Origin of the sequence: Mucilaginibacter sp. CSA2-8R (assembly GCF_038806765.1) — a bacterium.
Taxonomy (GTDB): domain Bacteria; phylum Bacteroidota; class Bacteroidia; order Sphingobacteriales; family Sphingobacteriaceae; genus Mucilaginibacter.
Window position 1 is genome coordinate 3,779,687 of record NZ_CP152389.1, and the last position, 26,739, is coordinate 3,806,425.

Here is a 26,739-nt window from a genome sequence, read left to right on the forward strand (position 1 = left end):
TAGAAAACAGCGTGGAGAATAACGGATTCGAACCGTTGACCCCCTGCGTGCAAGGCAGGTGCTCTAGCCAGCTGAGCTAATTCCCCAAAAAGATGTCAACCCCTGTAGTAGTCCCGAGCAGATTTGAACTGCTGACCCCTACATTATCAGTGTAGTGCTCTAACCAAACTGAGCTACGAGACTTGGTGTTATTAATAACAGCCATCCCGCTTTCTCCTCTGTGTTGATTAGATAAAGCTTTCTGATATGGCTTCTTCTTCTGGGTTTTTCTTCCTCTTTTTCTTCTTTTACTTTAAGAATGACATGTGCGTAGCAGAATCCTTTACTTCCAGATTGCTTCCTTTTAGATCTCTTTCAGCCTTTAACGTTACTGGCCTTTATGGATACTGCTCCAGAAAGGAGGTATTCCAGCCGCACCTTCCGGTACGGCTACCTTGTTACGACTTAGCCCCAGTTACCGGTTTTACCCTAGGACGCTCCTTGCGGTTACATACTTCAGGTACCCCCAGCTTCCATGGCTTGACGGGCGGTGTGTACAAGGCCCGGGAACGTATTCACCGCGTCATTGCTGATACGCGATTACTAGCGAATCCAACTTCACGGGGTCGAGTTGCAGACCCCGATCCGAACTGTGAACAGCTTTTTGAGATTGGCATCCTGTTGCCAGGTAGCTGCCCTCTGTACTGCCCATTGTAGCACGTGTGTAGCCCCGGACGTAAGGGCCATGATGACTTGACGTCGTCCCCTCCTTCCTCTCTACTTGCGTAGGCAGTCTGTTTAGAGTCCCCACCTTAAATGCTGGCAACTAAACATAGGGGTTGCGCTCGTTGCGGGACTTAACCCAACACCTCACGGCACGAGCTGACGACAGCCATGCAGCACCTAGTTTCGTGTCCCGAAGGACTGATTCGTCTCTGAATCATTCACTAACTTTCAAGCCCGGGTAAGGTTCCTCGCGTATCATCGAATTAAACCACATGCTCCTCCGCTTGTGCGGGCCCCCGTCAATTCCTTTGAGTTTCACCCTTGCGGGCGTACTCCCCAGGTGGAATACTTAACGCTTTCGCTTAGACGCTGACCGTATATCGCCAACATCGAGTATTCATCGTTTAGGGCGTGGACTACCAGGGTATCTAATCCTGTTTGATCCCCACGCTTTCGTGCCTCAGTGTCAATCACACTTTAGTAAGCTGCCTTCGCAATCGGTGTTCTGTGACATATCTATGCATTTCACCGCTACTTGTCACATTCCGCCTACTTCAACTGTATTCAAGCCCATCAGTATCAAAGGCACTGCGATAGTTAAGCTACCGTCTTTCACCCCTGACTTAATAGGCCACCTACGCACCCTTTAAACCCAATAAATCCGGATAACGCTTGGATCCTCCGTATTACCGCGGCTGCTGGCACGGAGTTAGCCGATCCTTATTCTTACCGTACATTCAGCTCGATACTCGTATCAAGGTTTATTCCGGTACAAAAGCAGTTTACAACCCGTAGGGCCGTCTTCCTGCACGCGGCATGGCTGGTTCAGGCTTGCGCCCATTGACCAATATTCCTTACTGCTGCCTCCCGTAGGAGTCTGGTCCGTGTCTCAGTACCAGTGTGGGGGGTCATCCTCTCAGATCCCCTAGACATCGTCGCCTTGGTGGGCCGTTACCCCGCCAACTAGCTAATGTCCCGCATGCCCATCTTTATCCTATAAATATTTGATCAAACTATAATGCTATAACTTGATGTTATGCGGTGTTAATCTCTCTTTCGAGAGGCTATCCCCCTGATAAAGGTAGGTTACATACGTGTTACGCACCCGTGCGCCACTCTCATAAGCCCGAAAGCTTAATCCCGTCCGACTTGCATGTATTAGGCCTGCCGCTAGCGTTCATCCTGAGCCAGGATCAAACTCTCCATTGTAAAATGTTTTGTTTATGATCCAGACCCTATTACTCAAAATAGAAATCTGATTATTAATTGTATCTTTATACAGTATCCTAACCGTAACTAACTTCTGAGAAACTCTAAATGGTTTTCTTTTTCTTTCTTAGCAAAGATTAGTAGTTCCCTACCGCTCCCGCTACGCTACATGTTACTTCTTAAAAGAACTTTTCGCCTCGGTCTCTCACTCCGGCTTTATATCTGCTTACCACAACTGGTAAGTGACTTTCTAACTATTTTCCCTATCTTCCGATTGGGAGTGCAAAGGTAATCATCTTTTCTACTTTAACAAAAAAAAGTTTTTCTTTTTTTTGACCAGGTTTCGCTTGGTTTGCTAACCCCGTTTCGATTCAGTCTCGCCGGCTTAACGCCCTGCTTGCCTGATGATTACTTCCCGCTTTTCAATCTTTCCCGCTCATTGCGATTGGGAGTGCAAAGGTAAAAATAGTTTTCACTTTCTAAGAAAAAAGTTTTAATCTTTTTTTGAGGTTGTTTTTGCTATTTCAATTCCCCCCCGTTCATCGCAAACGGGGTTACAAATGTAGGTAAGAATATGTATTACGCAAATTTTATTTTCATTTAATTAAAATATAGTCTTTAAGCAACAGCCTCCTGTTGCTTTTTACGAATAGTAGCTCCTGCTTTAAGCATTTCCTGAGTAATAGCACAGGTATAATCTTTAATTTCTTGCTGAAAATTTGCCACGGATGCGCCGGACCGTATTTCTTCTAAACGCTTTTCCCAATTACCTGTTAGTTCGGCTTGTGCTATTTGCTGGTTTTTCACCACTTCAAACACCATCAGGCCGTTTGCTGTAGGTACCAGGTTCTTCTTCTCGCGCAATATATAGTCGCGCTTAATCAGCGTCTCTATGATAGCGGCGCGTGTGGCGGGGGTTCCGAGGCCACTATCCTTCATAGCATAACGTAACTCGTCGTCGTCAATTTCTTTTCCTGCAGTTTCCAAAGCCTTCAGTAAAGATGCTTCATTATACAGAGGCTTAGGTTTAGTTTGTTTATCTAATATAGCTTTGTTGGTCACTGGTAGGTCTTCGCCTTTCACCACTTTGGGCAGTGAGGTATTTTCTTCATCCTTCTTGTCCTCGTCGGGCTCATTAAATACAGCCCGCCATCCGGCCGAACTGATTACCGTGCCACTGGCAGAAAACTTGGCCCCGGATTGTACAGTAATTTTTGTGATTTGCTTAACACATTCCTGGTGAAACGCTTCCAGCATTCGCCCTACTACCATATCATATATTGCCTGATGGTCTTTTGCCAATTGGCCGGACGGCTCACCTGTTGGCAATATGGCGTGATGGTCGGTCACCTTTTTTGCATTTACACTTCGCTTATTCAGCTTCGCTCCCGACAAAACTCCGGCTTGCTTACCAAAATCAGGGTGTGTTGTAAACTTATCTATTAAACCGGGTATGGTTGCAAACACATCATCCCCAATGTAGCGGCTACCGGTACGCGGATATGTTACGAGCTTACTTTCATATAAGTTTTGCAACAGGCTTAGGGTCTGGTCAGCTGTAAATCCCTTGCGTTTGTTGGCTTCTTGCTGCAAACTACTTAAATCATGCAGCAAGGGCGGTGGTTCTTTGCGGGGCTTGGCTTCTACATTTAGTATATGTCCTCCTTTTTCGTACCCGGCCGCAACATCCTCCACCTTATCCAATATAGCCTGCGCTTCTTCTTTTGTTTTAAAGTTATTTACCGATACGGCTCTGAAAAGCTGCCCAGCCTTATCTAACTGTATGGCCACTTGAAAATACAACTCGGGCACAAAATTTTTATTCTCCAGATATCGAGAGCAGATCATGGCTAACGTCGGGGTTTGCACCCGGCCCAGCGAAAGTACAGAACGCGTTCCTGATGCCAGGCTTAACGCCTGTGTGGCATTCATACCTACCAGCCAATCAGACTGCGACCTGCAGTGTGCTGAATTGAACAAGGTATCATAATCGCTGCCTGGCTTCAAGTTTTTAAACCCGTCTTTAATAGCAGCATCGGTTTGCGACGATATCCATAATCGCTTAAAAGGCTTTTTGCATTTCAAATAATAATAGATATAACGAAAAATCAGTTCACCCTCGCGCCCGGCATCCGTGGCAACAATAATTTCGGTAGCCTCATCAAACAATCCCTTAATAATATCCAGTTGCTTTTTAACCGACGGGTCGTCTACCATGCCTTCTTTGGTTTTTACTTTACGTATGGCCAGTTTAAACTTAGCCGGCAGCATAGGTAAGTTCTGCACACTCCAGCCATAATAACCGTACTCTTGCGGTGGGGCCAGTTGCAGTAAATGCCCAAAGGCCCAGGTAAATGCATACCCTTTACCTTCTATATATCCTTCGCGTTTTTGATTAGCCCCAAATACCCTGGCTATTTCGCGCGCGACTGATGGCTTCTCTGCTATAATTACTTTCATAATGCAAACGCAAATCTTTTATCCTTAGAAATCGTAAACCGACAAATATACAAGCATCAGTTTATTAAAACCATGTTATTTTGATGCACGGCAATGATGCTCATTCAACGCACCAAATAAGTATTATATGATAAAGCCCTGTTGCAACTTGCGCTTAGTTCATAATACGTTGTATTTTATATATAAAAGAGAGCAGGATGGCAACCATGATAGTGTAATTAGTACACATCAATTAAAATCAATATATTTGTACCAGTCAATCTTATCAGGATATTGACAGATAAAAAGAGAGCATCGGTAAATATCCGGAAAATACATTTAGTGGTGGCCCAAGCTACTGTAGCAACAGCCATTTTGAGATTGGCCTGGATTTAAAAATCAATAAATGGAACGAACAAAAATAAAAACCGTAATTGTTGGCGGCGGCTTTGGTGGCATTAATGTAGCCCAACAACTTTTAAAAAAATCTGACAACGTTGACGTTACTCTCGTTGACCGTAACAATTATAATTTCTTCCCTCCCCTGCTTTACCAGGTTGCAACAGGCTTTTTAGATATTTCGAACATCAGCTACCCTTATCGCAGGTTGTTTAGAGATCAACCTAATTTTAACTTCCAGATGGGTGAATTACTATCTATTCAGCCTGAAGAAAATAAAATATTGCTGTCTACCGGCGAGATACATTACGACAATCTCATCATAGCAACCGGTACTACCAGCAATTACTTTGGCATGCAAAACATTGAAAGAAATGCATTGCCGATGAAAACGATTGATGACGCCGTTGCTTTAAAAAATACTTTGCTGCAAAGGCTTGAAGATGCCACATTAACCAAAGACGAGGCAGAGCGTAAAAGACTAACCACTATTGTTGTAGCAGGTGGTGGCCCTACCGGTGTTGAGGTTGCAGGTATGTTAGCCGAACTACGCCAAAACATTTTTAAGAAAGATTACCCTGAGCTGGCGGCTTTGCCATTTGATATTTACTTGATTGATGGCTTACCTACGTTGCTGACGCCAATGAGCAAAAAATCTCAGGAGTATACTCATAAATCGTTAACGGCAATGGGTGTAAATATCAAACTAAACAAAAAGGTAGTTGATTTTAAAAACGACCGGGTATCTTTTGATGACGGCGAAAGCATTGAAACCAAGAACTTGATTTGGTCTGCCGGGGTTACTTCTCAGCGCTTTGAAGGCATGCCTGCCGAAAGCTACGGTCGCGGCAATCGGTTACTGGTTGATGCCTTTAACAAGGTGCAAGGCCAGGGTAATATTTACGCCATTGGCGATAACTGTCTGCAAACTACAGATACGGCTTTCCCGAACGGACACCCGCAGGTAGCGCAGGTAGCTATACAGCAAGGCGCTAATTTGGCTCAAAACATTGTTGCTACCTTAAAAAGCGGCCAGCAAAAGCCGTTTACTTATCATGATAAAGGCTCGATGGCTATTATTGGCCGTAACAAGGCAGTTACCGATTTACCAAAACCGGCACTACACATGAACGGTTTTATGGCTTGGTTAATGTGGCTGTTTGTGCATCTCATTAGCTTGGTTAACTTCCGTAACAAACTTAAAACCGCTTACAACTGGGTTGCAGCTTACTTAACCAAAGATCAGCACCTGCGCATGATTGTAAAATCGAACGTAAAACGTGAGCAGGATGTAGATTACTTTATGTAAAGTATGATTATATCAGGCATCAAGCCTATAAATGCAGAAAGCCTTTGATATACTCAAAGGCTTTCTGCATTTATAAGAACTACTAATTACCATCTGCGGTAAGCAGTGCGATATACACGGCTATAACGCGGACGGCCCTCGTAACGGGTATAATATCCATTGTTATATCCGGTGCGGTAAGCTACCTGTCTTCTTTCTACTGTTCTGCGGTGCTCATTACCAACAATGTAACCACCACCGGCACCTACGGCTGCTCCAATAAGCGCACCTTTTAAGTTATGGCCTATCAGCCCACCCAATAACGCACCACCTGCACCGCCAATAATAGCACCTTTAGCTTGTGAGCTCATGCGACGCTGCGCTTGCACATTTACCGTGCTTAATAATACGGGAATAATCAGGGCTAAAACAAAAACTATCTTTTTCATAATCGTGTATTTTTAGTGTGTTTATACAATATCAGATGCTGGTAAAGACGAAAGGTTTAATTAATAATACACACTCCAGTTATCTTATAATTAAAATACTGATAATGAACAAATAATATTTAGAGCACGTAATAGGTTAGCAAGGTTTGTGGTGTAAAAAAACAGCTTTATTGTCATTAAAAACCGATCATATACGATAACTTGTAACTATAAAAACTTATTTTTACATACCTAATTAAATTACGTTGATGACCAAGGCAGGCTTTGCAGCCATTCTTAAAAAATGGATTGGTACAATAGATGAATTTCCGCTCAACGTGCGGATTTTTCATGCTGTCTGCCTTATATCTATTGTGGCTTTAGCTTACAACATTCCGTTTAATTATTACATTAATTTACCGCTGATATCTTTAATAAGTGCAATTTCACTTATTGTATTTGCTACTACTTACTACCTGTCGCGTATTTTAAAAAAAACCGGAATAGCGCTGATTATTTTTTGCGTTACCGGCAACCTGTTGTTTGTGGGCAACTTCTTTCTTAACTCAGGTGTAAACGGACCCACAGATATCTTTTTTATACTGACCATGACGTTAATGACGGCTATTGTTCCGGTAAATCAGTATACAATATGGATTCCGGTTAATATTATTATCGTTGCAACGCTGCATTGGATCCAGTTTAACCATCCGGATTTGATACCGCAGACTTATATTAATAACAAAGAACGTTATCTGGATTTAACATCGGCTTACCTGAGTGTAACCGGCGTAACCGTGGTAGGATATTTCATCATCCGCAAAAATTATGATGCCGAAAGATTTATAGCTAACCACCGGGCTAAAATGCTGAATGTGCTGAATGACGAAAAAAACAAGTTATTCTCGATAGTGGCACATGATTTACGCAGCCCATTAAGTAATATTCAAAACTACCTGGAGTTATTGAGCGACGGTGATATTGATGATGAGGAAGCTTTATTGATTAACAAGAGCCTACTGCAATCTACCCGCAGTACTTTAGACATGCTTAATAACGTACTGGTATGGTCTAAAAACCAGATGGACGGGCTCAACGTTGAATTGAAAACACTTAACGTGCATCAATGCCTGGCCTCGCAGCTGTCGTTATTTAAAAACATTGCAGCCCGCAAAAACATCTCTTTAGATGTTTTTATTCCGCAGCATATACAGGTTAAGGGCAGCGCAGATTTATTGCAATTAGTGATACGTAACCTGGTAAATAACGCTATTAAATTTACAACTGAGGGAGGTCGGGTAATGGTAAGCGCCCGTACCGAAGGGGCAAACTGCCTGCTTATGGTAAAAGACAGCGGTATGGGCCAACCTATAAAATTGAGTGATGATATTTTTCTTTTAACCGGGTCATCACAGCTAGGTACTGCCAATGAAAAAGGCGTTGGCTTAGGCCTGGTGCTATGTAAAGAATACACTGCCGCACAAAACGGAAAAATCTGGTTTCATTGTGATAGTATAAGCGGCACTACTTTTTTCGTGCAATTGCCGACAGCTTCTGTACAAGAAAAAGGAGCTGAAATACCCTTGCTAGCTAATAGTATTTAGTATTTACTGAGCAATCCCTTCAAGTTGTCTTTACGGCTATCTGGCTAAATAACCTTTATTTTGCATAATGGAAGACTTACGGCTTTCTGAACACGAAGCAAGACGAGTTATTTTGAACGCCGCCGGCTTAGCACGTCGCGGTCAGTTTGGCACCGGCTCCGAAGCCGTGTATAAACTGATAAATCACCTGGGCTTTGTACAGTTGGATACCAATTATGTAGTAGAACGAGCCCATCATCAGGTTATGGCGGCACGTATTCCGGATTATGAACCGCAATGGCTAAACGAGCTGGTAGACGACAGCCAGATTTTTGAATTCTTTATTTCAGAGGCCGGCTACCTGCCCATGCACGATTTCAGATTTTCGTTGCCCCTTAAAGAAAGTTTTGCGCTGAACCGAAAGCCGTTAACACCTGCCGAAAAGACCTTGATGAAACAAGTGTTAGACCGTATTGAACGTGAAGGTCCGCTTATGGTGAGTGATTTTGAACAAGACAGGCAGCAGGCCAGCACCGGCTGGTGGGATTGGCGACCAGCAAAAATAGCGCTTGAGCGGTTATATCTCGACGGCAAACTGATGATTAACCGTACCCAAGGCTTTCAGAAAATATATGACCTGCCTTTAAACCTAGTACCCCCCGAAACTAACCTTACCCTGCCTACGGCGTAAGAATATGCACGTTATATAATTCGCCGCACTTTAGGGGCACTAGGTATTGCTTCGGCCAAAGAAATGCTGTGGCGGGCACGCTTTGTGAAAAATAACCTGGTGAAAACCGAATTAGAACAGATGCTACTGGAGGGAGCACTGAAACGGATAAGCGTTGAAGTCCTTAAAACTTCACAGTTATATATGCTTGCCAACCAGACCATAGATGTGCAGTTAGCAGATGACGTATTTATTCTCTCCCCTTTTGATATATTAAACGTTTTTAGGCATAGGTTGAGAGACTTTTTTAGGTTCGACTATCAAATTGAATGCTTTGTACCAGCACCTAAAAGAAAGTATGGCTATTTCTCGCTGCCAATATTAGCAGGCGATACTTTTATTGCCCGGATGGATGCTAAAGCCGACCGCAAAAACAAACGGCTACTTATACACAATTTGCATTTTGAAGAGGTGGCTTTAAACAATAGTCAAATTGGAAAATTGGTTGAAGCGCTCAAAGATTTTGTGCGCTTTAATCAATGCCGCGACATTGTATTTGCGAAAACAAACAGGCGGGAGTATCTTACAGCAATAAACAAGCACTTTTGAAATATGTATTAAAACAAAAAGGGGCTAAATCAATGATTCAGCCCCTTTTGTGTAGTTAAACCGGATTTTATTATTCAAATCTGTCCAGGTTCATCACTTTATCCCAGGCAGCTACAAAGTCTTTCAGAAACTTTTGCTGTCCGTCGGCACTGCCGTAAACTTCGGCAATAGCTCTTAATTCAGCATGCGAACCAAACACCAGGTCGGCGCGGGTTGCAGTCCATTTTACTTGGCCGGTTTTACGGTCGCTACCCTCATACAATTCACGGTCAGGTGATGTTGCTCTCCAAACGGTACCCATGTCCAGTAAGTTCACGAAGAAATCGTTGGTTAACTGGCCTGGGCGATCAGTAAATACACCATGCTTAGCGCCGTCAAAATTGATGTTGATTGCTTTTAAGCCACCCATTAATACTGTAAGTTCAGGGGCAGTTAAAGTAAGCAAATGTGCTTTATCAACCAGTAACTCTTCTGTTGACACGCGAACGCCTGATTTACGGTAACTCCGGAACCCATCAGCCATAGGCTCCAGGTAGCTGAACGATTCTACATCAGTTTGTTCTTGCGATGCATCCATTCTACCTGCACGGAAAGGCACATTAACAGTTTGTCCGGCATCTTGCGCAGCCTTTTCAATACCGGCATTGCCTGCTAGTACAATTAAATCGGCCAGTGATACTTTTTTGCCACCCGTTTGTGCACCGTTAAAATCATTCTGGATGCCTTCGAGCACACCTAACACTTTTTGCAACTGTACCGGGTTGTTTACGTTCCAGTAACGCAACGGCGCCAGGCGAATACGGGCACCATTGGCACCACCACGTTTATCAGTTCCGCGGAAAGTTGACGCAGAAGCCCAAGCAGCAGATACCAATTCGGGTACGCTTAAACTTGATGCTAAGATTTTTGATTTTAAATCAGCCACATCGCTATCATCTACCAGTGCATGATCAACAGCCGGGATAATGTCTTGCCACAATAATTCTTCTTGCGGAACGTCGGGCCCCAAGTAAAGTACACGCGGGCCCATATCACGGTGAGTCAATTTGAACCAAGCACGGGCAAAAGCATCGGCAAAGGCATCAAAATCTTCTAAAAAGCGACGCGATATTTTTTCGTAAGCAGGATCAACACGTAAAGCCAAGTCAGAAGTTAACATGGTTGGACGGTGTTTTTTCGAGCTATCGTAAGCATCCGGTATAATCGCATCCGCATCTTTAGCTACCCACTGGTGCGCACCGCCCGGGCTTTTAGTCAATTCCCATTCAAAACCAAAAAGGTTTTCGAAATAGTTATTGCTCCATTGTGTAGGGGTGGTAGTCCAGGTTACTTCTAAACCGCTGGTAATTGTATCGGCACCTTTGCCAGAACCAAAGCTGTTATGCCAGCCAAAGCCTTGTAATTCCATATCGGCAGCTTCAGGCTCTTTACCTACGTGGTCTGCCGTCGCAGCACCGTGTGTTTTACCAAAGCTGTGTCCGCCTGCAATCAATGCCACAGTTTCTTCATCATTCATCGCCATACGGCCAAAGGTATCTCTGATATCTCTGGCAGACATCAGCGGGTCGGGGTTACCATCCGGACCTTCGGGGTTTACATAAATTAAACCCATTTGCACAGCAGCTAAAGGTTTTTCCAGGTTGCGTGAATGAATTTTGCCATCGGCATTGTCGTCAGATACCAGCACGCCATGGTTTTCAACCACCCCTTCAGAACCATCACCATAACGTACATCACCACCTAGCCAGGTTCTTTCTGAGCCCCAGTAAACTGACTCATCAGCTTCCCAGGCATCTGCACGGCCACCGGCAAAGCCAAAGGTTTTAAAACCCATCGACTCGAGTGCCACATTACCGGTTAATATAATTAAATCGGCCCATGATAGTTTACGACCGTATTTTTGTTTGATAGGCCACAATAACCTGCGGGCTTTATCTAAGCTAACGTTATCAGGCCAGCTGTTTAACGGCGCAAAACGCTGTAAACCAGCACCAGCACCACCACGACCATCAGTTACCCGGTAAGTACCGGCACTGTGCCAGGCCATGCGCACAAACAAACCGCCATAATGCCCAAAATCGGCCGGCCACCAATCTTGCGAATCAGTCATCAGCGCATGCAAATCTGCTTTCACAGCAGCCAGGTCAAGCGTTTTGAATTCTTCGGCATAATTAAAGTCTTTGTCCAAAGGATCAGACAAAGAAGAATTTTGACGTAGAATATTTAGTTTAAGCTGATCGGGCCACCAATCGTTGTTACGTGTACCGCCACCGGCCACGTTATGCTTCATGGTGCCATTAAGAAACGGGCATTGGCTGATGTCATTTGAGTTCGGATCCATAAGTTATGTTTTTATTTTTCTTGCAGAATCTTCTGCCTATTTAGGTTTTGATAAATGTAAAGTTAAGTGATGAGAACAAACTTTCACAATCGATTAATTCTATAGGTAATAACTGCATACTATTTCACAATGTATATAATTAAAAGGCTGTGCCTGAATTTATAACGCGCAAACATTGTGTTTATGCAATAAGGATACACTTGTCGGGACTATATTCCTGATGTTAATAGGATTATTCTCAAAATAAGCTTGGCAAGTGCTTTTTTGCTTCGCCGTTTAAATTATATGCCTTCTATGACGAAAACGCACATGTACGCTTACACATCAACTACCACTATAGGCAAGATATTCTTTTTTTGCAGGCTACCGAACTGCATGACTTTGACAAAACTATAGTGGAAGCGTTGAACTTTGCCAACGAAGACAGCCAAACTTTAGTCATCATCACTGCTGACCAAGAAACCGGAGCACTAAGAATATTGGATGCGTCGACTGCCCAAGGCATGGTTTAAGCAATTTCGGCACTAATGATCATACCAGCATCAATGTGCCTGTAATGGCCATAGCCCCAATCTCAACATTTTAACGACACCTATCAAGACACAGAAATTTACTAAAATATATTATTGCTAATCTTAAGTTCGAAGTAAACAAAGCAACCTTGCACTTGTTATTGCTTTTGAGAAGAAGAAACAAACTTAACAGGGTAGACATATTAATGTAACTTAATCCCTGTATGTTTGAGCAATATTTACATCAATGTCAAATCATATTTTAATATTAGAGGATAACCAGGACATTCTTCAGTTAATGACGGAAGTACTGGAGCAAGAAGGGTATAAGGTTACAGGTTTAACCTATTGTGAGAATATTATTAAAACGGTTAACGAACACCAGCCGGATTTGGTAATGCTTGATTTTCTGCTACACGGCATAAACGGCGGCGAGCTTTGCCACGAAATAAAAAGCAATGCCGCCACACACCATTTACCGGTTATTATTATTTCGGGCTACCCACGTGTATTGCAATCACTGGGTAACTACGGTTCTGACGCTTTTGTAGCTAAACCGTTTTCGATCGATGAGCTTATGTCTGCCGTGCACAAGTGCCTGCCATTAGCATTAGCTGCACTTTAAAATTTCATTATCTACCTTTTACCTATGCATAACTAACGCAAAATCTTCATGAGGTTTTGCGTTTTATTTATTTGTAAAACTTACCCCCTCTTTTTATATCAAATTAAGATTAAATGCCCAACTCTTCAGGCAAGGACTGGCTACGGCAGCTTTATGTATTCGCAGCACAGCAGTTGGCCAGTCAAACCATGTCAATCATTTGACTAACAAATAACCAAGTCATCCCTCCGGCAGCCGGTATTGGCAAAGGGCTTTGGTTAAAAGGCGATTTGCATGTACACACGCGTCACAGCAACGAACAGCACAACTATTTCATAAATTTAAAAAGCGGATTAACCCTAAAATACTTATCAGCACCCTCAAAGCTCACCACATAATCTGACTTGAAATGCGTGCTCTTGAGATAATAATCAGTAGTTATAATCTGTGCGCCTGACTGACAGGCAGCTTCCAGACCCGACTGGTCGTTAGTCCTGGCCTGCTCGGTATCAGCGTCAGCACGGGTACGAATGATATAGCCTTCTTTTACCAATTGCGGAATCTGCGGGTCTTTGGGGTTGTTACGGATCATCGCAGCTGCTTCGGGCGTGCCTGGCAAGGCATTGGCAAACAGTACACGGCCTTTAAGTGATGGATGCCCGGCTATATACATATCGCGCTTTGCACCACTATCATCCAGGATGAACATAAATTTGCCTTTGGCCGCGTTTAAAGTAGGCCAGTTGTTGTGCAACACCGCATTTTCGAGCGTGTTGTATTTGCCTCTTACTGCATCGGGGGTAATTAACTGGCTGGCACCCAAGCCGTCTAAAATGTTGCGGTCTAATTCATCGAAGGTTTGGCGGGTAAACGGCTCTGGCTCGGTAAATGCCGGGTTTTTAGGTTTACCATCTTTAGCCTCAAGCGTAATAAATATAGGGTGATGATTAGGGTGAGTTACTGACCATTGCTTTAATGCTGCTAAGCACTGTTTAAAGGTGAGATAATGGCTGCGAAAATCAAGCTCAGGTACATGCAGCATTTTAAAGCCAGGTTGCTTCATAACACCTGCTGTATCATAAGGTGGCTGATTTTTGGCCCAATCCAACCCTTTAGGATGAGCATACCGGCCGCCTTTCTCGTCGGCATAAACATCCAGTTCAATATTAAGCAGGCCCATATTTAACTGATCAATGATGCTAATATGCTCATAATCCAGCTTGGCAGCTGATTGCGGATCTTGCTTTTTGAAAACGGCAAACAAGGCCGGATCAATGGCCTGTTTGTAGCTGTTATGTGAACCGATAACTTGAATTTTGTTAATCCTGATATCATCGTCATCGTTAGCTTTCAGGGCCATCGGTATTACTAAAAAAAATGCGGCTAATACAAATTTCATGATGCTATAAATTAAATAAGCACTCGGACATTACCGTCCGGATGCCTGGTTAAAAATATCAGAATTTAGTGGTAATTAATAACCCAGCTTTTGAATCAGTTTATTATTTAGCCTGATGTCGCTGATGGGCGCCGGATATAGTTTCCGATTAACATTTTGTTCATGCTCAGGTTATCGTTAGTTAGCGGATACTTTTTTTTCGAACAGACCAAACCGTATCAAATCGTTACGGCGCCAGCCTCGCGGGCACTTTTATCTAATAACCCATCTAAAGTAATAACGGTTACCTGCAGCGCATTAGCACGGAGGCGAAGACGGTTTACCAAATTATTGGGCACACCTCAAACTATAGTCTTTACCAGTTCTTTACAGCAAAAAGGTATTATCAATAGCATAGGGCGTACTAAGGCGTATATCACTTCAAATCCAAATTTAGTGCTCAACCTATCTGCTATGTGTGTCAAAAAAACGGAGCCATTGGTGAGCATATGATAGTGAAGAGTAGAAGACCAGTTAAAGTAAACCTTACATTAATACCAATGCCTGCTGCCGTTTCAACGCTGATTGACTCAACAGGCGTTATTAAAACTATTTAAGTTACAGATAGCACACTAAGCCAGAGCTCATATTGATGACACACCGTACCGGCGCTTGGAGCTTAGAGATGCTATCGATTATTATTCCAATATGGATAAAATCAAACCTACGATGCCATCAGGATTATATAAGGGATATTCATGAATTGAATATGCTGATACATTAAATAAATGTGGCTAACCTAATGCAACATAACGCAGACTGATCGATTATTATGATAACTTGTAACATAATATAGCCTAACATAGTAAAAGCCCTAAATAGCATTGCGAAAATTACAAAGTTACCATAGCTTTGTGCGCTAAGTTCAATTTATTTCAATATCTCAATTTTGGTATTTACCTATGAGTATGTACTATCAAAACATTTGACCATGGCCGAAAAGATTCATATCTTGTACGTAGATGATGAGGAAAACAACCTGATTTCGTTCAAAGCTACATTCAGGACCAAGTTTGAAACCTCAATAGCCATAAGTGGCGATGAAGCTTTAAAGATTTTAGCAGAAAAGCCAATCCAGGTTATTATTACCGACCAGCGCATGCCGGGAATGACCGGAGTACAGTTTTTAGAAAAAGTGATTGAAATGTATCCTGATTGTATGCGTATACTTTTAACAGGCTACGCAGATATGACGGCAGTGATTGATGCTGTAAACAAAGGCAAAATATTTCACTACCTCACTAAACCCTGGAATGAAGAGGAACTTGACAGCACCATCAAAAACGCTTACGCCAAATACCTGGAAAATGAAGAACTAAAAAAAATGAATAAAGAACTTAACACTTCTAATGACCAGTTAGAATTTTTGCTGAGGCAACGGTTGCTTTCCTGATTAAATTTTAAGGCTTTTAACTATCTTTTTCCTGCAACTACTTCTGTCACAATAGTCTCAAAAGCTGCTTTAGTTAGCGGCTTGTCCATCATTTTAACGATATTCTCGTTACTGTCAACACGGCTTTTGTCATTCCGGTTCATTGATGAAGACAATACATAGATAACATATCTATTGCGGATGGACAAAGGTAATCTTTCAAACTCCTCCACAAATTCAAATCCGCTCATAATGGGCAAACGAAGATCGAGCAGTATAATGGTTAGCAAATCAGAATGCATGTCTGTATTGTCATTAATTTGCCTTAATGCGGCAATAGCATCCGTGTAAGTAGCCACCATTATGCTCTTATCATTTTGCTGGATAATCTTTTTTGCTATAAAGCAATCCAACTCGCTATCGTCAATTATAATAAAAGCCAAATTCATGCAGCCAGTTAAATAGAGGGAAGTATGACCTTAAATGTAGTGCCTTGGTTCATTACCGAAGCTACTTCGATATGACCGTTCAGTTTAAGTAATGCCGTTTTAACGTTATACAAACCAAAACCCGAACCAACGTTTTGAGAAGTGGCACGGTAAAACAGATTAAATATCTCCCCTATATGATTGCCTAATATGCCGATGCCCGAATCTTTAACGGTGATGGTAGCCGAACCATTGGTAATTTCAACATTGGCCTCTACAACTTTCTCCGTTTTTGATTCATCCTGATATTTAAATGCATTAGATAACAGATTATGAATAATCATTTTTATCAGCACTTTATCGCTCCTGAATATTTCATTTTGCTTAACGTTAACGTTGAAAGTAACACGATTCACTTTCGCAATAACATCAAACAACGATACGCATTCTTCAAATATCTCGTTAAAATCTATCTCTGCTATTACCAGTTCTCCACGTTGTAATGAGTAATAATCGTTCATGTTGATGACATACATATCCAACTTCTTCAACGATTTTTCCATCAGGAACAACATTTCCTTTACCTCATTAATGTCCGAAATATCTCTGGCTACATCAATAGCACCCATTAAACCGGAAATTGGACCTCTGATGTCGTGGGTAATGCTGTACGCAAATTTATTAAGCTCATTGTAAGCTTTTTGCAATTCATCATGCTTTACAGTAAGCAAAGAGTTGGTTACATAAAACTTATTGGCTTCTTCAACAGCCGAAAAAAGGTCAGACTCCTCCCAGGGCTTCTTAATATACCTGAAGATATTGCCTTTATTAATCGCATCAATTACCGACTCTACATCCGTGTAAGCGGTAATTAAAATACGAACCGGCATTGGGTGGCTTATACGGATAGCCTCAAAAAAATCAATACCGGTTTGCTCCGGCATACGCTGATCGCTGAAAACAATGCGAATGTCCGGGTTGGCATCTAAGTGCGCTATAGCCTGCGTTACATCAATAGCTGTAAAAACCTGGTAATGAAAACGTAGCGTTGCTTTAAATCCAAACAGGTTATCTTGCTCGTCATCAACGTACAAGATCTTGATTTTTTCGGTGTTAGTAGCCAAAACTTAAGCTTTAATATATACGGTTAACTCAGTAACAACAGGCCAGTCTATACTGTAATACTATTGTGTTCTTTTTAGTTTTCTATTTTAAAAATTAGAGGAAGCACAATGATAAACTCCGCCCCTTCGTCTGGTGCACTGTTTAACTGAAACTGCCCATTATGTTTTTTTATCGTGTTATAAGCAATTGACATGCCTAAACCGGTGCCTTGTCCAACATCCTTGGTGGTAAAAAATGGCTCAAAAACTTTCTTCTGCGTTTTGTCGTCCATGCCTATACCATTATCTTTAATCGTTATGTACATGTGTTCGTCATGGCAGGTTGTTTTAATAAGCAACTCTCCGCCTTTATGATCGCCAAACTTTTGCCGTATAGCATAACTTGCATTTGATATTAAATTTAAAAATACCTGGTTAAGCTTACCCGCATAACATTCTATTTTGGGCAAATTACCATATTCTTTAACAACCTTTATATCATGTAAAAGATTATTGGCAATAATCAAAGTAGACTCCAAACCCTCATTAATATCGGCTTTAATCAGATCATCCTGGTCGAGCCTCGAAAAAATGCGCAGCCCCTTTACAATCTCGGCCGTACGGTTGGCCCCTTCTTTAATACCCTTAAGCAGATGTTTAATTTCAACAACCAGATAATCGAAATCCAGATCTTCTTTATAAGCGCTGATCTGCTTCTGCTTATCGTCTTTACCAACGTCCGAAAGGGCCACCTGCTCAATGGTTTCCATGGCCTCAAATACCATATCAATATCGCGGCTTAATGGCTTTATATTGCCTGTAACAAAGTTAATTGGGTTGTTAATTTCGTGCGCAATACCTGCCGTTAACTGGCCAAGCGATGCCATTTTTTCGGCTTCTACCAGTTGCCCCTGGGCCTGCCTTAGATTATCTAACGTTTTATTTAGTTCCAGGTTAGATTGCTTTAACTCAGTAGTACGTTCAACCACCTTAGCTTCGAGCATGGTATTTTGCTCACTGATTATACGCTCGTTTTCTTTTAAAGCTTTCAGCGCTTCTTCCTGTGATTTTTCTTTTTCGGCTTTAAATATGTTGATTTTGTCGGCCAATGCAAAAGACAGCAGTACTGCTTCAAAAGCAGATCCTATCAATAATACCGAACTGGTAAGTTTGTTATAAGGGAATAAGATATTTAAGTCTTTAAGCACATAAATTACTACGCAAACTATAAATACCGACCAGGCAATTAAAAAAAACTTGGCGGCCCTGTATCCTCTAACAGCAATTACCACTGCCATTATTACCACATAAATAGCACTGAGCATGGCTGCAACCAACACTATAGTATAACTTGTATTAAAGCGCCCAGCAAAGGCCAATACAATTTGGATAGCATATACCAAGAAAAACACGTAAGATATCTTGTGCAGACCTGGTGCGTAAAACTTAGACGACAAAAACTTTTTTGCAAACTCAATTGCAGCTATTCCAATAAGTGCTGATGACACGTAAATACTTAAATTAGCCGCTACCGGCCTGTCTGATAATACAAACCGGAATATATACCCTTCCAAACAGGCCTGTGTTAACAGAACTACAAACAGGTACAATACATAATACAGGTAGTTGACATCTTTTACCGTTACATATACAAACAAGTTGTATAACAACATCACTAATATAATACCGGCATAAACCCCAAATAAAAGATCGGAATTTGCAGTATTGATAATAACCCCTTCAAGCGTGCCCAGGTACAAGGGCAGCACCAACTGTTTGTAGCTCCTAATATGAAAATAAAACGTACTACTCTGGCCAGGTAACACATTAACCGGATAAATATAGTTTTGATGCCTGATGAGCCTGGTGCCAAAAGGCTTGCTTTGGCCGCTGGAATTAGCCAATATTACCTTGTCGCCGTCTATTTGATAAAAATCCACATTGTCTATAGTTGGCTGTGCCAGCTGTATCCCTAAACCGTTATGTGATGAGCTGTTGCGAACTGTAAACTTTATCCAGTAAGCATAAGGCGTAATACCCAGATTTGGGTATTCGCTTACCGACTTTTTAAAACCATCGGACTGGATTGCCTGATTTAATGACAAGCTGGCATTGGTATCGGTTAATATTTCGACCTTGTTTCCCAGCGGTTCAAAAGTTCCTTTAAAGTCAATTAATTGCTGACCAAATGCGTGTTGTAAACAACCGCTAACAAAAAAGAAAAAAACAAGGAGCTTTAATTTAAACATGTGGCTGGCTAATAACCTGTATCATGAAAATAATGTATTTGATGCCTAAACTCAAACGTTTTTAGTATTGATCGGAAAAAAAGAGTTCGCTTTTATCTTTTCTTAATGATCGCGCAATGTCGACATTATCCGCTACAGATACTTTCATTAAAAACACTTCGTAACGCTGTTCGGGGCTTGCACCCATTTTAAACACATCAAAGAAACGCTGCCTCAAAACCGTTAAATTCTGTGCAGTTTGCGTTGATAGTTCGGCACCACCGCCGTGTATTAACCTGTTAAAAAAGAATGCAGGCGACAACATTGGATGCACGGCTACCCCGTTTTGATTAGCAGTAATCCAGGCCCGTTGCACTGCCCTGCCGGCAATAAGCAATTGACTGTGCGAAAACTCCGGCACGGTAAATAGAATAATAGCCGAAGCACTTTTTACCGATTTAACCGACATTTTTTTAAAAGCATTGCCCTTATTCCATTTCGATAAGAGTTCTACCGCTTTCCAATCGCCGGCCACCTTAAAACCGGCTATTTCGCCCTGGCTAATATCAACAGAGGCCAGTTCCACGCCGTCTTTGGTTTTAAGCGCATCCTCCTTGTTCCATCTTATTTCGTGGTAAAATTCTTCGTGCCCTAATTTATTTAACAAACGTACCTTATCTGTCTCAGCAATAATGTCCGACAGTTCGTGCATATCACTGTCATCTTCCACATGAAACATCTCAACACCATGGTTGCTGATGATACTCTGCAGTTGATTAAAGAAGTCAGCATTTAGCCTGGTACGCTCGCCGTTTTTACGACTGGTAGCACGAGTAAATATCCCGTTGGCTAACTGCAGGTCGGCATTGTTAATCTCATTTGCTTTGTGAAAATTGATAACTGCAATCAATTCGGGAGTATTGCTTAATGGGAATAGTTTTACCTGATCTTGCAAGCCAAGTACACCTGCTTCTAAGTGAATATTTTCGATAGCTGTACCCAAAGATAAATGTGCGCCCATTTCATAGTAATCGCCCCAAGACCAAGACCTTATTTTATCATGAAAAAGAAACAGGATACCATTGCTGAAATACCATTTCCAGGGCTGATTATTACCTGCCGACGGCGCTGCAATAGCTGCTTCAATAAGCTTATCAAGTTCATCTGCTGTTGGCTGGTAATTTGCCGAAAATCCTTCAGCTAAAAACCCGGAAGCTATGCTCACCATAGCTTCTTTAGTTAAAGGTGCATGAGGATTGGCAGTTACCGGATGACTTTCATTTTGATGCTCCGTTTCATCTTTAACCAAGTCCTCCATATCTACATAATACCGCCCGGAAGCATGAAATTGGTTAAGCAATAAGCGACGGCTTACATCAGTAGTTAATGCTCCACCCAAGGTAACCGACGAGGCTAATTGCGGCCATGTGTTGATAGATTGCTCTACTTCGAGCATCGAAGCTTTGAGCCGGGTAGAAATGGTTTCGGCCCCGATCATTTTGAGGATGTAAGGTATTTTATCTTCGTTAGATAAATCTTTTATATTTTGCGGATCCAGCCCGTTAGCTAAGCCATGCAAAATGTCGCGGTCTGGCTCTAAATCAAAGCGCTCTACATCCAGCATGCCCTTGTCATTAGTATCCATAATTACCGGAATCTGTAACTCTCTGGCTTTATAACGGCTTAATATCTTAATATCCAAACCGTCACAAACCTCTACTAAAAGGTCCAATTTTCCGTTGCCTGTAAAAAACTGATCCATATTAGCTTCAGTAAGCCCATCGCTAAATATATTTACTTTTAAAAACGGATCTATTTCGGCTATTTCGCGGGCAACAATCACGGTTTTGTTTAACCCTAAATTTTGCACACCTGTACGTATGCGGTTTAGGTTGCTTAACTCTGCAGTGTCAAAGTCGGCTAATCTGAGTTCGCCAAAAATACGTTCTATAGCCATGGTTAAGGCAATGGATTGCCCTACGGATAAACCGATAACACCTATTTTCTTTTTCCTTAATTCGGCCTGTTCGTCGCGGGTAATTTTGTACTGGTTTCTATTGGTTCTAACTTCTACAAAATCTTCTTCGTCCAACAAATGCACCAAACGCTTGCTCCAGGGATAATAAACCCAAACTCCGTACTCATCCATATCCTTCCCATCCAAAAAGGCATCTATCAAAGCCGGATATTCGTTTGCTTTTATTTTTACAGAAGGATTTTTACTCTTGATAAGCTCCTGCAACTGCCCATACATTTCATTCTGTACAAAAGAAATCTGCCCGTTTTTAAACAGTTTTTCAAGCGCTTGCTTGTCTTGCAAATCAGTTACCCTGAATATAGTTGGCTTATATAGTTCCGGCAAATGGGTATCACCGGTTAAGTACGTTTTCAAATCCTTCATATATGTATAAAGGTATTTATACGGAAAACAGGGAGGCAGGTTTGGTAAGCCCTGCAAATTGTTTAAAAGATGCTTAACTTATTGATATCAACACTGCCCTCTAAATGATTTTTATTAGCGTGGGCAATGGTATCAGCCAAACTCCAGTTTTCGATATTAGGAATTCGGAGATGCAGATCAATAAGGATTTCTTTATCTTTCAGCTTGTTAATTCTTGAATCTTTATCAAGGTCACGCATTTGATAAATAGCAGCCTTATCTTCATCTTTGGCTAAGTGCAAATCATACAAATTTTCTAAAATCATGCAGGTAGCGATCAAATCCAATTTAGGATAATAGAACGTACCATTATTGCCGATACCCTCTATTAACACCATACCGGCATTAACCACAGGCTTAACTGTATACGGGGCACACAAGGCAAATAACGACTGCAAACCTATCTGACTGCAAATGGCAATACCCGCACGGATAAGTAAAGGGCTGCCTATACCGTAACCGGCCAAATCGGGCGAGTTCCATAATCCGCAAACTTCGCCGGTACCAGTTTGGGCCTTTTTCCACACCAAATCATAAATATTGGCGTCCATAGCACCGGTTGCCTCTTCAATAGGCAGTGGCTGACTACCTCCTGATACGTGAACTCGGGCACCACCCAAAACTTTCTGCCCGTCAAGCGATTCAACAACAATTACAAAGGCAGCAGGATTGTATTGCCACTCGTTTTTAGAGGACGTAACTTTTTTTATACCGATACTGGCCAAAACGTTAGTGTGTCCTTCAATGAAGCGACCGCAGGTATCTGGCTCGTCTATCGCGCGGAATGCCCTTAGTTTTAAATGAGGTTTATCAGGGCTTGTAATTTCAGTCATTGATTGTTAAAGCAAAATCGATCAGCATAACCATAAAATATTGCATTGATGTTGCAAAGTTAAAGGTTAAACACACATTTGGCCTTAACAAACGGAGGTTTTACATTACATGGATAAAAATATGCGGCACTATATTAAATTTTGGCCGCATACATTATTTACAAGCCCATCAGATAATAGTTTTAAGTGATATTTTTATTAAAAAAACAAGAGTGTAAGATTATGAAAATTAAGCTTTTGCCTTACTGAATTTATAAAGCAGCACACCATGGGCAGGTACGTTTAACGGCAATTGATCTTTGCCAGCCGTTACAGCCGCCACATTTTTTTGACGCCATAAATCGCGAACGGTTTGCTTACCAGATATGCCTAACTGCTTAAAATCATTGTAAGAAAGCTTAACCGGCTGCATCCCAAAGTTACAGAAACCAACCGCCTTACTTCCGTCTTCGAGCTGTTTGGTATATATTTTTAATTCTCCTATCGTTTGTACACAAGTAGCTTGTTTGCCCAAAGGGTCCTGGTCTATAGCAATCACCTCATCATTGGTAAGTAAGTTGAGGGTAAACTCATCCAGTTTTTCCATGTCGCAACCAATAAGCAGCGGGGCTGCAAAAAGGCTCCACAAGCTAAAATGCAGGTATTGCTCATCAGGTTTTAGCTTACTCGGGTGCGGGCTACCCCACCCTACGGTGCCAATTACAAGCATATCAGGGTCGTTCCAGTTGCCGGGTTTTGCCCAGGGAGCAGATTTATCCTGCGCTAATATTATATTTTTTACGCTCGTCCATGTATCGGTAATATCGTTAGTGGTACGCCATAAAGAACCGCCAGTTGAGCCTCCCCATTTCCATACATCCGACATACCATACTGGCATAAGCTAAACACAATATCGCGCGGCTGCTCAAGCAGATATTTACCCATCAAGTCAAAAGGCTTAATAGCGGTAGCTAATTGGTTACCTCCTTTGTAAGATAATGAACTTACTTTATCGGGGTCGTTATCAGGCAAACCGTCAATAACGTTGCCATAGCTGCACCAGTCATATTTAAGATAGTCAAATCCCCACTTGGCGTAAATTTGTGCATCCTGTTTTTCGTAACCGTAACTGCCTGCACATCCGCCGCAAGTCCAGGGGCCGGGGCTTGAATATAAGCCTACTTTTAAACCTAACTGATGTATACTGTCGGCAAGACCTTTCATATTACCAAACCGCACATTGGGCATAATATTGCCTGCTTCGTCACGAAACTTACCGCGCAGGGTCTGATCTTTAGAATCGCGGTTATTTTGCCAAAAATCATCAATATTAATATAAGTCCAACCATGATTTATTAACCCGCTTTTAACCATGGCTGCTGCAGCACGTTTAACCTTTTCGGCCGACACCTCGCCGGCAAAGCAGTTCCAACTGTTCCAACCCATGGGTGGTGTAAGCGCCATATGCTCGCCGCATACAATACGTAATTTTCGCTGAGCGCTGCCTTTTGCATTTTTGGCCGTTAATGTTACCACATAAGTTCCGGCTGCGTTAAGCCGCCCGGTAATTAGCCCGGTACTTTTGTTAATGTTAACACCCTTAGGCAGCCCGGCAGCCGTGTAAACCATTGGGCGGTTGCCCGTGGCTGCTACCTGGAATTGCACTGGAGAGCCCGGTCGAACGCCAAATACCGACGCTCCATTAATGCGGGGTGATGCAGGTGCCTTGGGCGTTAGTATATAAGGTACTTTGGCAATAGGATTAAAGGTAGCGATACCGCCTGCATCACTTATTTCAAATTTTGCATCTGCCCAGTCGGCATGATCGTAATAGTTACCGTTACCGCCATCCGTTACTATTAACTCCAGCATTTTCACCCTGGTCACGTTTACTTTGCAAAACCGGGCGCTATCGCCCAGGCGCATTACGCCGCTCGACCATAATTTTTTACCATCGCCGCTTACCACAAACTCGGCAGCAGGTTCGTGACCTTTTATTTCGTCATCAATACCTACGTGGGTGGTAAATGTTGATGCCTTGCCATTGAGTTCAATCATTAATGAACTTTCGGCATGGGTGCCGAAACCGCGTTTAAAAGTTTTGCCGGCAATGGTGATTGTCTTACCATCAACCGTTTTATTTTTTTTAGGCACCCCGTAACCCTGGGTAGCGTTGCTCAGGTCTAATTCGTCGAGCCAAACGGTTTGCGCCTGCGCCTTTACGGCCCCTGCAAACACGTTTAATACCACGACGGCAAATGCAGGTAATATCTTTTTATATAATGTATTCATTAGTTCGTTTTTGTAAATCATTATTTCGCAGCAAACCGCCACCAATCAAAATTAAATAGCTTTTCGTTTCCGCCTTTAAACACCAGGCATACATCGTGCAGGCCTTTTACCGCGGCAACTTTTGCGTTTAAGCTTTGCCACATCTCGCTTCCTTTACTTTTGGCAACCTCACAAGTACCTATCAAAACACCATCGGGTTTATCCAGCCTTACTTCTATACTACCTCCCGCTAAGGGTATTACACTGGCCTCGAAACGGCCTGCTCCTTTAGTAAAGTCAACACTGCGTATTTTGATGTAGTCGTTATTGTCAATGTCTGTAACGTAAACGGATTTGTTACCGTTAGTTGTTGTTTCTACTCCTTTTTCCCAGGCAATAGTTTCGGCTTCTACTCTATTGTATGGGTTTAGGTTTTTAACCGCTTTGCTAATGGCAGTAGTAGTTGGCGTTACACGTGGTAAACGTCCGTCGGCAGTAAATTGAACTTCATCCACACAAACCGAGCGGGTAAAACCACCTCCGCCCTCTAATGCACCGTTATGGTAAAACAGATAAGTTTTTCCTTTATAATCAATTAAACCCGGATGGTTGGTAAATGCGCCGCCTTTACCAATAACATCCATAATGGTATCGCGGTAAGTCCAGGGTCCGGTTGCGCTTGGCGCGGTAGAATAGGCCAGATGCTCGGGCACGCCGCCTGCGGGGTAAAGCAGATAATACAGGCTTTTACGTTTATACAGCCAGGGGCCTTCCTCGTAAGTGGTAAATCTTTTCTCGGTTGAGCTCACCGTGCCTTTAATTTTTTCGGCAAACCATTCTTGCTGGTCGGCCGGTACCTGCTGTATGCCAGTAGATTGTTCGTAAGATGTCCAATCAGCATTAAGTTTTACCCGCCACAACTTTGAATCGCTCCAGGCAAGCCAAGCCTGCTTGTTGGCATCAGTTATTACCGTTGGATTAACGTTTGCGGCATCTGTATGCTCAGTGATGAACGGCTTTCCTAAAACATCCTTAAAAGGCCCATTGGCTTTATCGCCTTGGGCTATGGCAATTACCTTGCGGTTAGTGGTTTTGTCCAACGCGCTGACAAACCAATAGTATTTGCTATCGGCCGCATTTTTAATACTGTGCGATTGCAATCCATCTATAGATTTAGCCCATTTAAAAGTATTTTTTGCGTTATGAATGCGTAATTTAAAAGCCTCATCAGTAAGCGGTACCTTTACAATACCCACCCTTTGGTCGTAAGAGGTCATGTCCTTATTCAGCTTTACGTAGTACAGCTGCGGGTTACCCCAGTACAAATAAGCCTGACCGTCGTCATCAATAAAAACACTTGGGTCAATATAACCCCAACCGCCCGAAATCATGGGTTTACCCAAAACATCTTTGAATGGCCCGGTAGGATGATCGGACACGGCCACACCGATTGACATACCCGACCCTTTAGCATTGATAGGCACATACCAGTAAAATTTGCCATTACGCGGAATACATTGCCCAGCCCAGGCGTCTTTAACTGCCCATTCAAAATTTTTGAGCGACAGGCCTGTCCCCCGGTCCGTCCAGTTCACCATATCAGTTGTTGAATAGATGTGCCAGTCATTCATCGTAAACCAGGTCGATTTATCTTCATCGTGCCCGGTGTACAAAAACAACGTGTCTTTATAAACCATGGGTGCCGGGTCGGCCGTATAGATGGTTTGTATGATAGGATTTTGTGCTTTGAGTACGCCGGATAGCGCCACTAAAACCAGTGAGGCCAGTATTACGAACTTTTTATTATACATGCTATCTTCAAAATATTATAGGTATATCCAAATTGGCTTATCGTAAGC

General features: G+C 42.4%; 15 protein-coding genes, 2 tRNA genes, 1 rRNA gene and 1 pseudogene. 5 read left to right on the plus strand and 14 right to left on the minus strand.

Annotation, left to right across the window (positions count from 1 at the left end; all coding sequences use genetic code 11):
- Positions 1–12 precede the first annotated feature (12 nt).
- The 4 genes from AAGR14_RS16360 to AAGR14_RS16375 all read right to left on the minus strand — a co-directional run bounded on the left by AAGR14_RS16360 (position 13) and on the right by AAGR14_RS16375 (position 4,374).
- Positions 13–86, minus strand: a tRNA-Ala gene (locus AAGR14_RS16360).
- A 22-nt stretch (positions 87–108) separates the two neighbouring features.
- Positions 109–183, minus strand: a tRNA-Ile gene (locus AAGR14_RS16365).
- A 212-nt stretch (positions 184–395) separates the two neighbouring features.
- Positions 396–1,914: ribosomal RNA gene (locus tag AAGR14_RS16370) — 16S ribosomal RNA — on the minus strand.
- Positions 1,915–2,532: 618 nt separating this feature from the next.
- Positions 2,533–4,374, minus strand: coding sequence for a DNA topoisomerase 3 (locus AAGR14_RS16375; RefSeq protein WP_342645313.1), 1,842 nt, complete (start codon positions 4,372–4,374; stop codon positions 2,533–2,535).
- A gap of 385 nt (positions 4,375–4,759) precedes the next feature.
- On the opposite strand from AAGR14_RS16375, the gene AAGR14_RS16380 reads away from it, so the two are divergent.
- Complete coding sequence (locus AAGR14_RS16380; RefSeq protein ID WP_342645314.1) at positions 4,760–6,061, plus strand: NAD(P)/FAD-dependent oxidoreductase; 1,302 nt, start codon at positions 4,760–4,762, stop codon at positions 6,059–6,061.
- 86 nt (positions 6,062–6,147) lie between these two features.
- Here AAGR14_RS16380 and AAGR14_RS16385 read toward each other — a convergent pair whose 3' ends face one another.
- The gene (locus AAGR14_RS16385) at positions 6,148–6,489 is read right to left on the minus strand and encodes a YMGG-like glycine zipper-containing protein (RefSeq protein ID WP_342645315.1); all 342 of its coding nucleotides are present in this window, start codon (positions 6,487–6,489) and stop codon (positions 6,148–6,150) included.
- 248 nt (positions 6,490–6,737) lie between these two features.
- On the opposite strand from AAGR14_RS16385, the gene AAGR14_RS16390 reads away from it, so the two are divergent.
- Positions 6,738–8,072 (plus strand): HAMP domain-containing sensor histidine kinase, encoded by a 1,335-nt coding sequence (locus AAGR14_RS16390; RefSeq protein WP_342645316.1) that lies wholly within the window; start codon positions 6,738–6,740, stop codon positions 8,070–8,072.
- 67 nt (positions 8,073–8,139) lie between these two features.
- Positions 8,140–9,330 (plus strand): annotated as a pseudogene (locus tag AAGR14_RS16395) (crosslink repair DNA glycosylase YcaQ family protein).
- A gap of 70 nt (positions 9,331–9,400) precedes the next feature.
- Here the strand turns inward: AAGR14_RS16395 and katG are convergent.
- Positions 9,401–11,671 (minus strand): catalase/peroxidase HPI, encoded by a 2,271-nt coding sequence (katG, locus tag AAGR14_RS16400; protein WP_342645317.1) that lies wholly within the window; start codon positions 11,669–11,671, stop codon positions 9,401–9,403.
- Positions 11,672–12,430: 759 nt separating this feature from the next.
- On the opposite strand from katG, the gene AAGR14_RS16405 reads away from it, so the two are divergent.
- A complete protein-coding gene (locus tag AAGR14_RS16405; protein WP_342645318.1) occupies positions 12,431–12,808 on the plus strand; it encodes a response regulator in 378 nt (125 codons plus the stop codon).
- Positions 12,809–13,115: 307 nt separating this feature from the next.
- Here AAGR14_RS16405 and AAGR14_RS16410 read toward each other — a convergent pair whose 3' ends face one another.
- A complete protein-coding gene (locus AAGR14_RS16410) occupies positions 13,116–14,186 on the minus strand; it encodes a phosphatidylinositol-specific phospholipase C1-like protein (protein WP_342645319.1) in 1,071 nt (356 codons plus the stop codon).
- A gap of 970 nt (positions 14,187–15,156) precedes the next feature.
- Here AAGR14_RS16410 and AAGR14_RS16415 point away from each other — a divergent pair.
- Positions 15,157–15,618: a response regulator gene (locus AAGR14_RS16415; RefSeq protein WP_342645320.1), complete on the plus strand. Its 462-nt coding sequence runs from the start codon at positions 15,157–15,159 to the stop codon at positions 15,616–15,618.
- A gap of 20 nt (positions 15,619–15,638) precedes the next feature.
- On the opposite strand, the gene AAGR14_RS16420 is transcribed toward AAGR14_RS16415, so the two are convergent.
- The 7 genes from AAGR14_RS16420 to AAGR14_RS16450 all read right to left on the minus strand — a co-directional run bounded on the left by AAGR14_RS16420 (position 15,639) and on the right by AAGR14_RS16450 (position 26,691).
- Entirely contained in the window at positions 15,639–16,046 is a 408-nt protein-coding gene (locus AAGR14_RS16420; RefSeq protein ID WP_342645321.1) for a response regulator, read from the minus strand.
- Between the two features lie 8 nt (positions 16,047–16,054).
- Positions 16,055–17,149 carry a hybrid sensor histidine kinase/response regulator gene (locus AAGR14_RS16425; RefSeq protein WP_342645322.1) on the minus strand — a complete coding sequence of 365 codons (1,095 nt, stop codon included), beginning with the start codon at positions 17,147–17,149 and terminating at the stop codon, positions 16,055–16,057.
- A 74-nt stretch (positions 17,150–17,223) separates the two neighbouring features.
- Complete coding sequence (locus AAGR14_RS16430; RefSeq protein ID WP_342645323.1) at positions 17,224–19,377, minus strand: 7TM diverse intracellular signaling domain-containing protein; 2,154 nt, start codon at positions 19,375–19,377, stop codon at positions 17,224–17,226.
- Positions 19,378–19,438: 61 nt separating this feature from the next.
- Positions 19,439–21,757: an Rv1355c family protein gene (locus tag AAGR14_RS16435; protein WP_342645324.1), complete on the minus strand. Its 2,319-nt coding sequence runs from the start codon at positions 21,755–21,757 to the stop codon at positions 19,439–19,441.
- A 62-nt stretch (positions 21,758–21,819) separates the two neighbouring features.
- Positions 21,820–22,629: a hypothetical protein gene (locus AAGR14_RS16440; RefSeq protein ID WP_342645325.1), complete on the minus strand. Its 810-nt coding sequence runs from the start codon at positions 22,627–22,629 to the stop codon at positions 21,820–21,822.
- 229 nt (positions 22,630–22,858) lie between these two features.
- A complete protein-coding gene (locus AAGR14_RS16445; protein WP_342645326.1) occupies positions 22,859–24,901 on the minus strand; it encodes an NPCBM/NEW2 domain-containing protein in 2,043 nt (680 codons plus the stop codon).
- Positions 24,902–24,921: 20 nt separating this feature from the next.
- Positions 24,922–26,691, minus strand: a complete 1,770-nt coding sequence (locus AAGR14_RS16450; protein ID WP_342645327.1) for a family 43 glycosylhydrolase — start codon at positions 26,689–26,691, stop codon at positions 24,922–24,924.
- Positions 26,692–26,739 lie beyond the last annotated feature (48 nt).

Excerpts from the sequence above, each read along its gene's own strand:
- AAGR14_RS16380 (WP_342645314.1), top strand. The coding sequence starts at position 4,760 with ATGGAACGAACAAAAATAAAAACCGTAATTGTTGGCGGCGGCTTTGGT.
- AAGR14_RS16385 (WP_342645315.1), bottom strand. The coding sequence starts at position 6,489 with ATGAAAAAGATAGTTTTTGTTTTAGCCCTGATTATTCCCGTATTATTA.
- AAGR14_RS16445 (WP_342645326.1), bottom strand. The coding sequence starts at position 24,901 with ATGAATACATTATATAAAAAGATATTACCTGCATTTGCCGTCGTGGTA.
- AAGR14_RS16450 (WP_342645327.1), bottom strand. The coding sequence starts at position 26,691 with ATGTATAATAAAAAGTTCGTAATACTGGCCTCACTGGTTTTAGTGGCG.
- AAGR14_RS16375 (WP_342645313.1), bottom strand. The coding sequence starts at position 4,374 with ATGAAAGTAATTATAGCAGAGAAGCCATCAGTCGCGCGCGAAATAGCC.
- AAGR14_RS16435 (WP_342645324.1), bottom strand. The coding sequence starts at position 21,757 with ATGAAGGATTTGAAAACGTACTTAACCGGTGATACCCATTTGCCGGAA.
- AAGR14_RS16410 (WP_342645319.1), bottom strand. The coding sequence starts at position 14,186 with ATGAAATTTGTATTAGCCGCATTTTTTTTAGTAATACCGATGGCCCTG.
- AAGR14_RS16390 (WP_342645316.1), top strand. The coding sequence starts at position 6,738 with ATGACCAAGGCAGGCTTTGCAGCCATTCTTAAAAAATGGATTGGTACA.
- katG (WP_342645317.1), bottom strand. The coding sequence starts at position 11,671 with ATGGATCCGAACTCAAATGACATCAGCCAATGCCCGTTTCTTAATGGC.
- AAGR14_RS16420 (WP_342645321.1), bottom strand. The coding sequence starts at position 16,046 with ATGAATTTGGCTTTTATTATAATTGACGATAGCGAGTTGGATTGCTTT.
- AAGR14_RS16405 (WP_342645318.1), top strand. The coding sequence starts at position 12,431 with ATGTCAAATCATATTTTAATATTAGAGGATAACCAGGACATTCTTCAG.
- AAGR14_RS16415 (WP_342645320.1), top strand. The coding sequence starts at position 15,157 with ATGGCCGAAAAGATTCATATCTTGTACGTAGATGATGAGGAAAACAAC.
- AAGR14_RS16430 (WP_342645323.1), bottom strand. The coding sequence starts at position 19,377 with ATGTTTAAATTAAAGCTCCTTGTTTTTTTCTTTTTTGTTAGCGGTTGT.
- AAGR14_RS16440 (WP_342645325.1), bottom strand. The coding sequence starts at position 22,629 with ATGACTGAAATTACAAGCCCTGATAAACCTCATTTAAAACTAAGGGCA.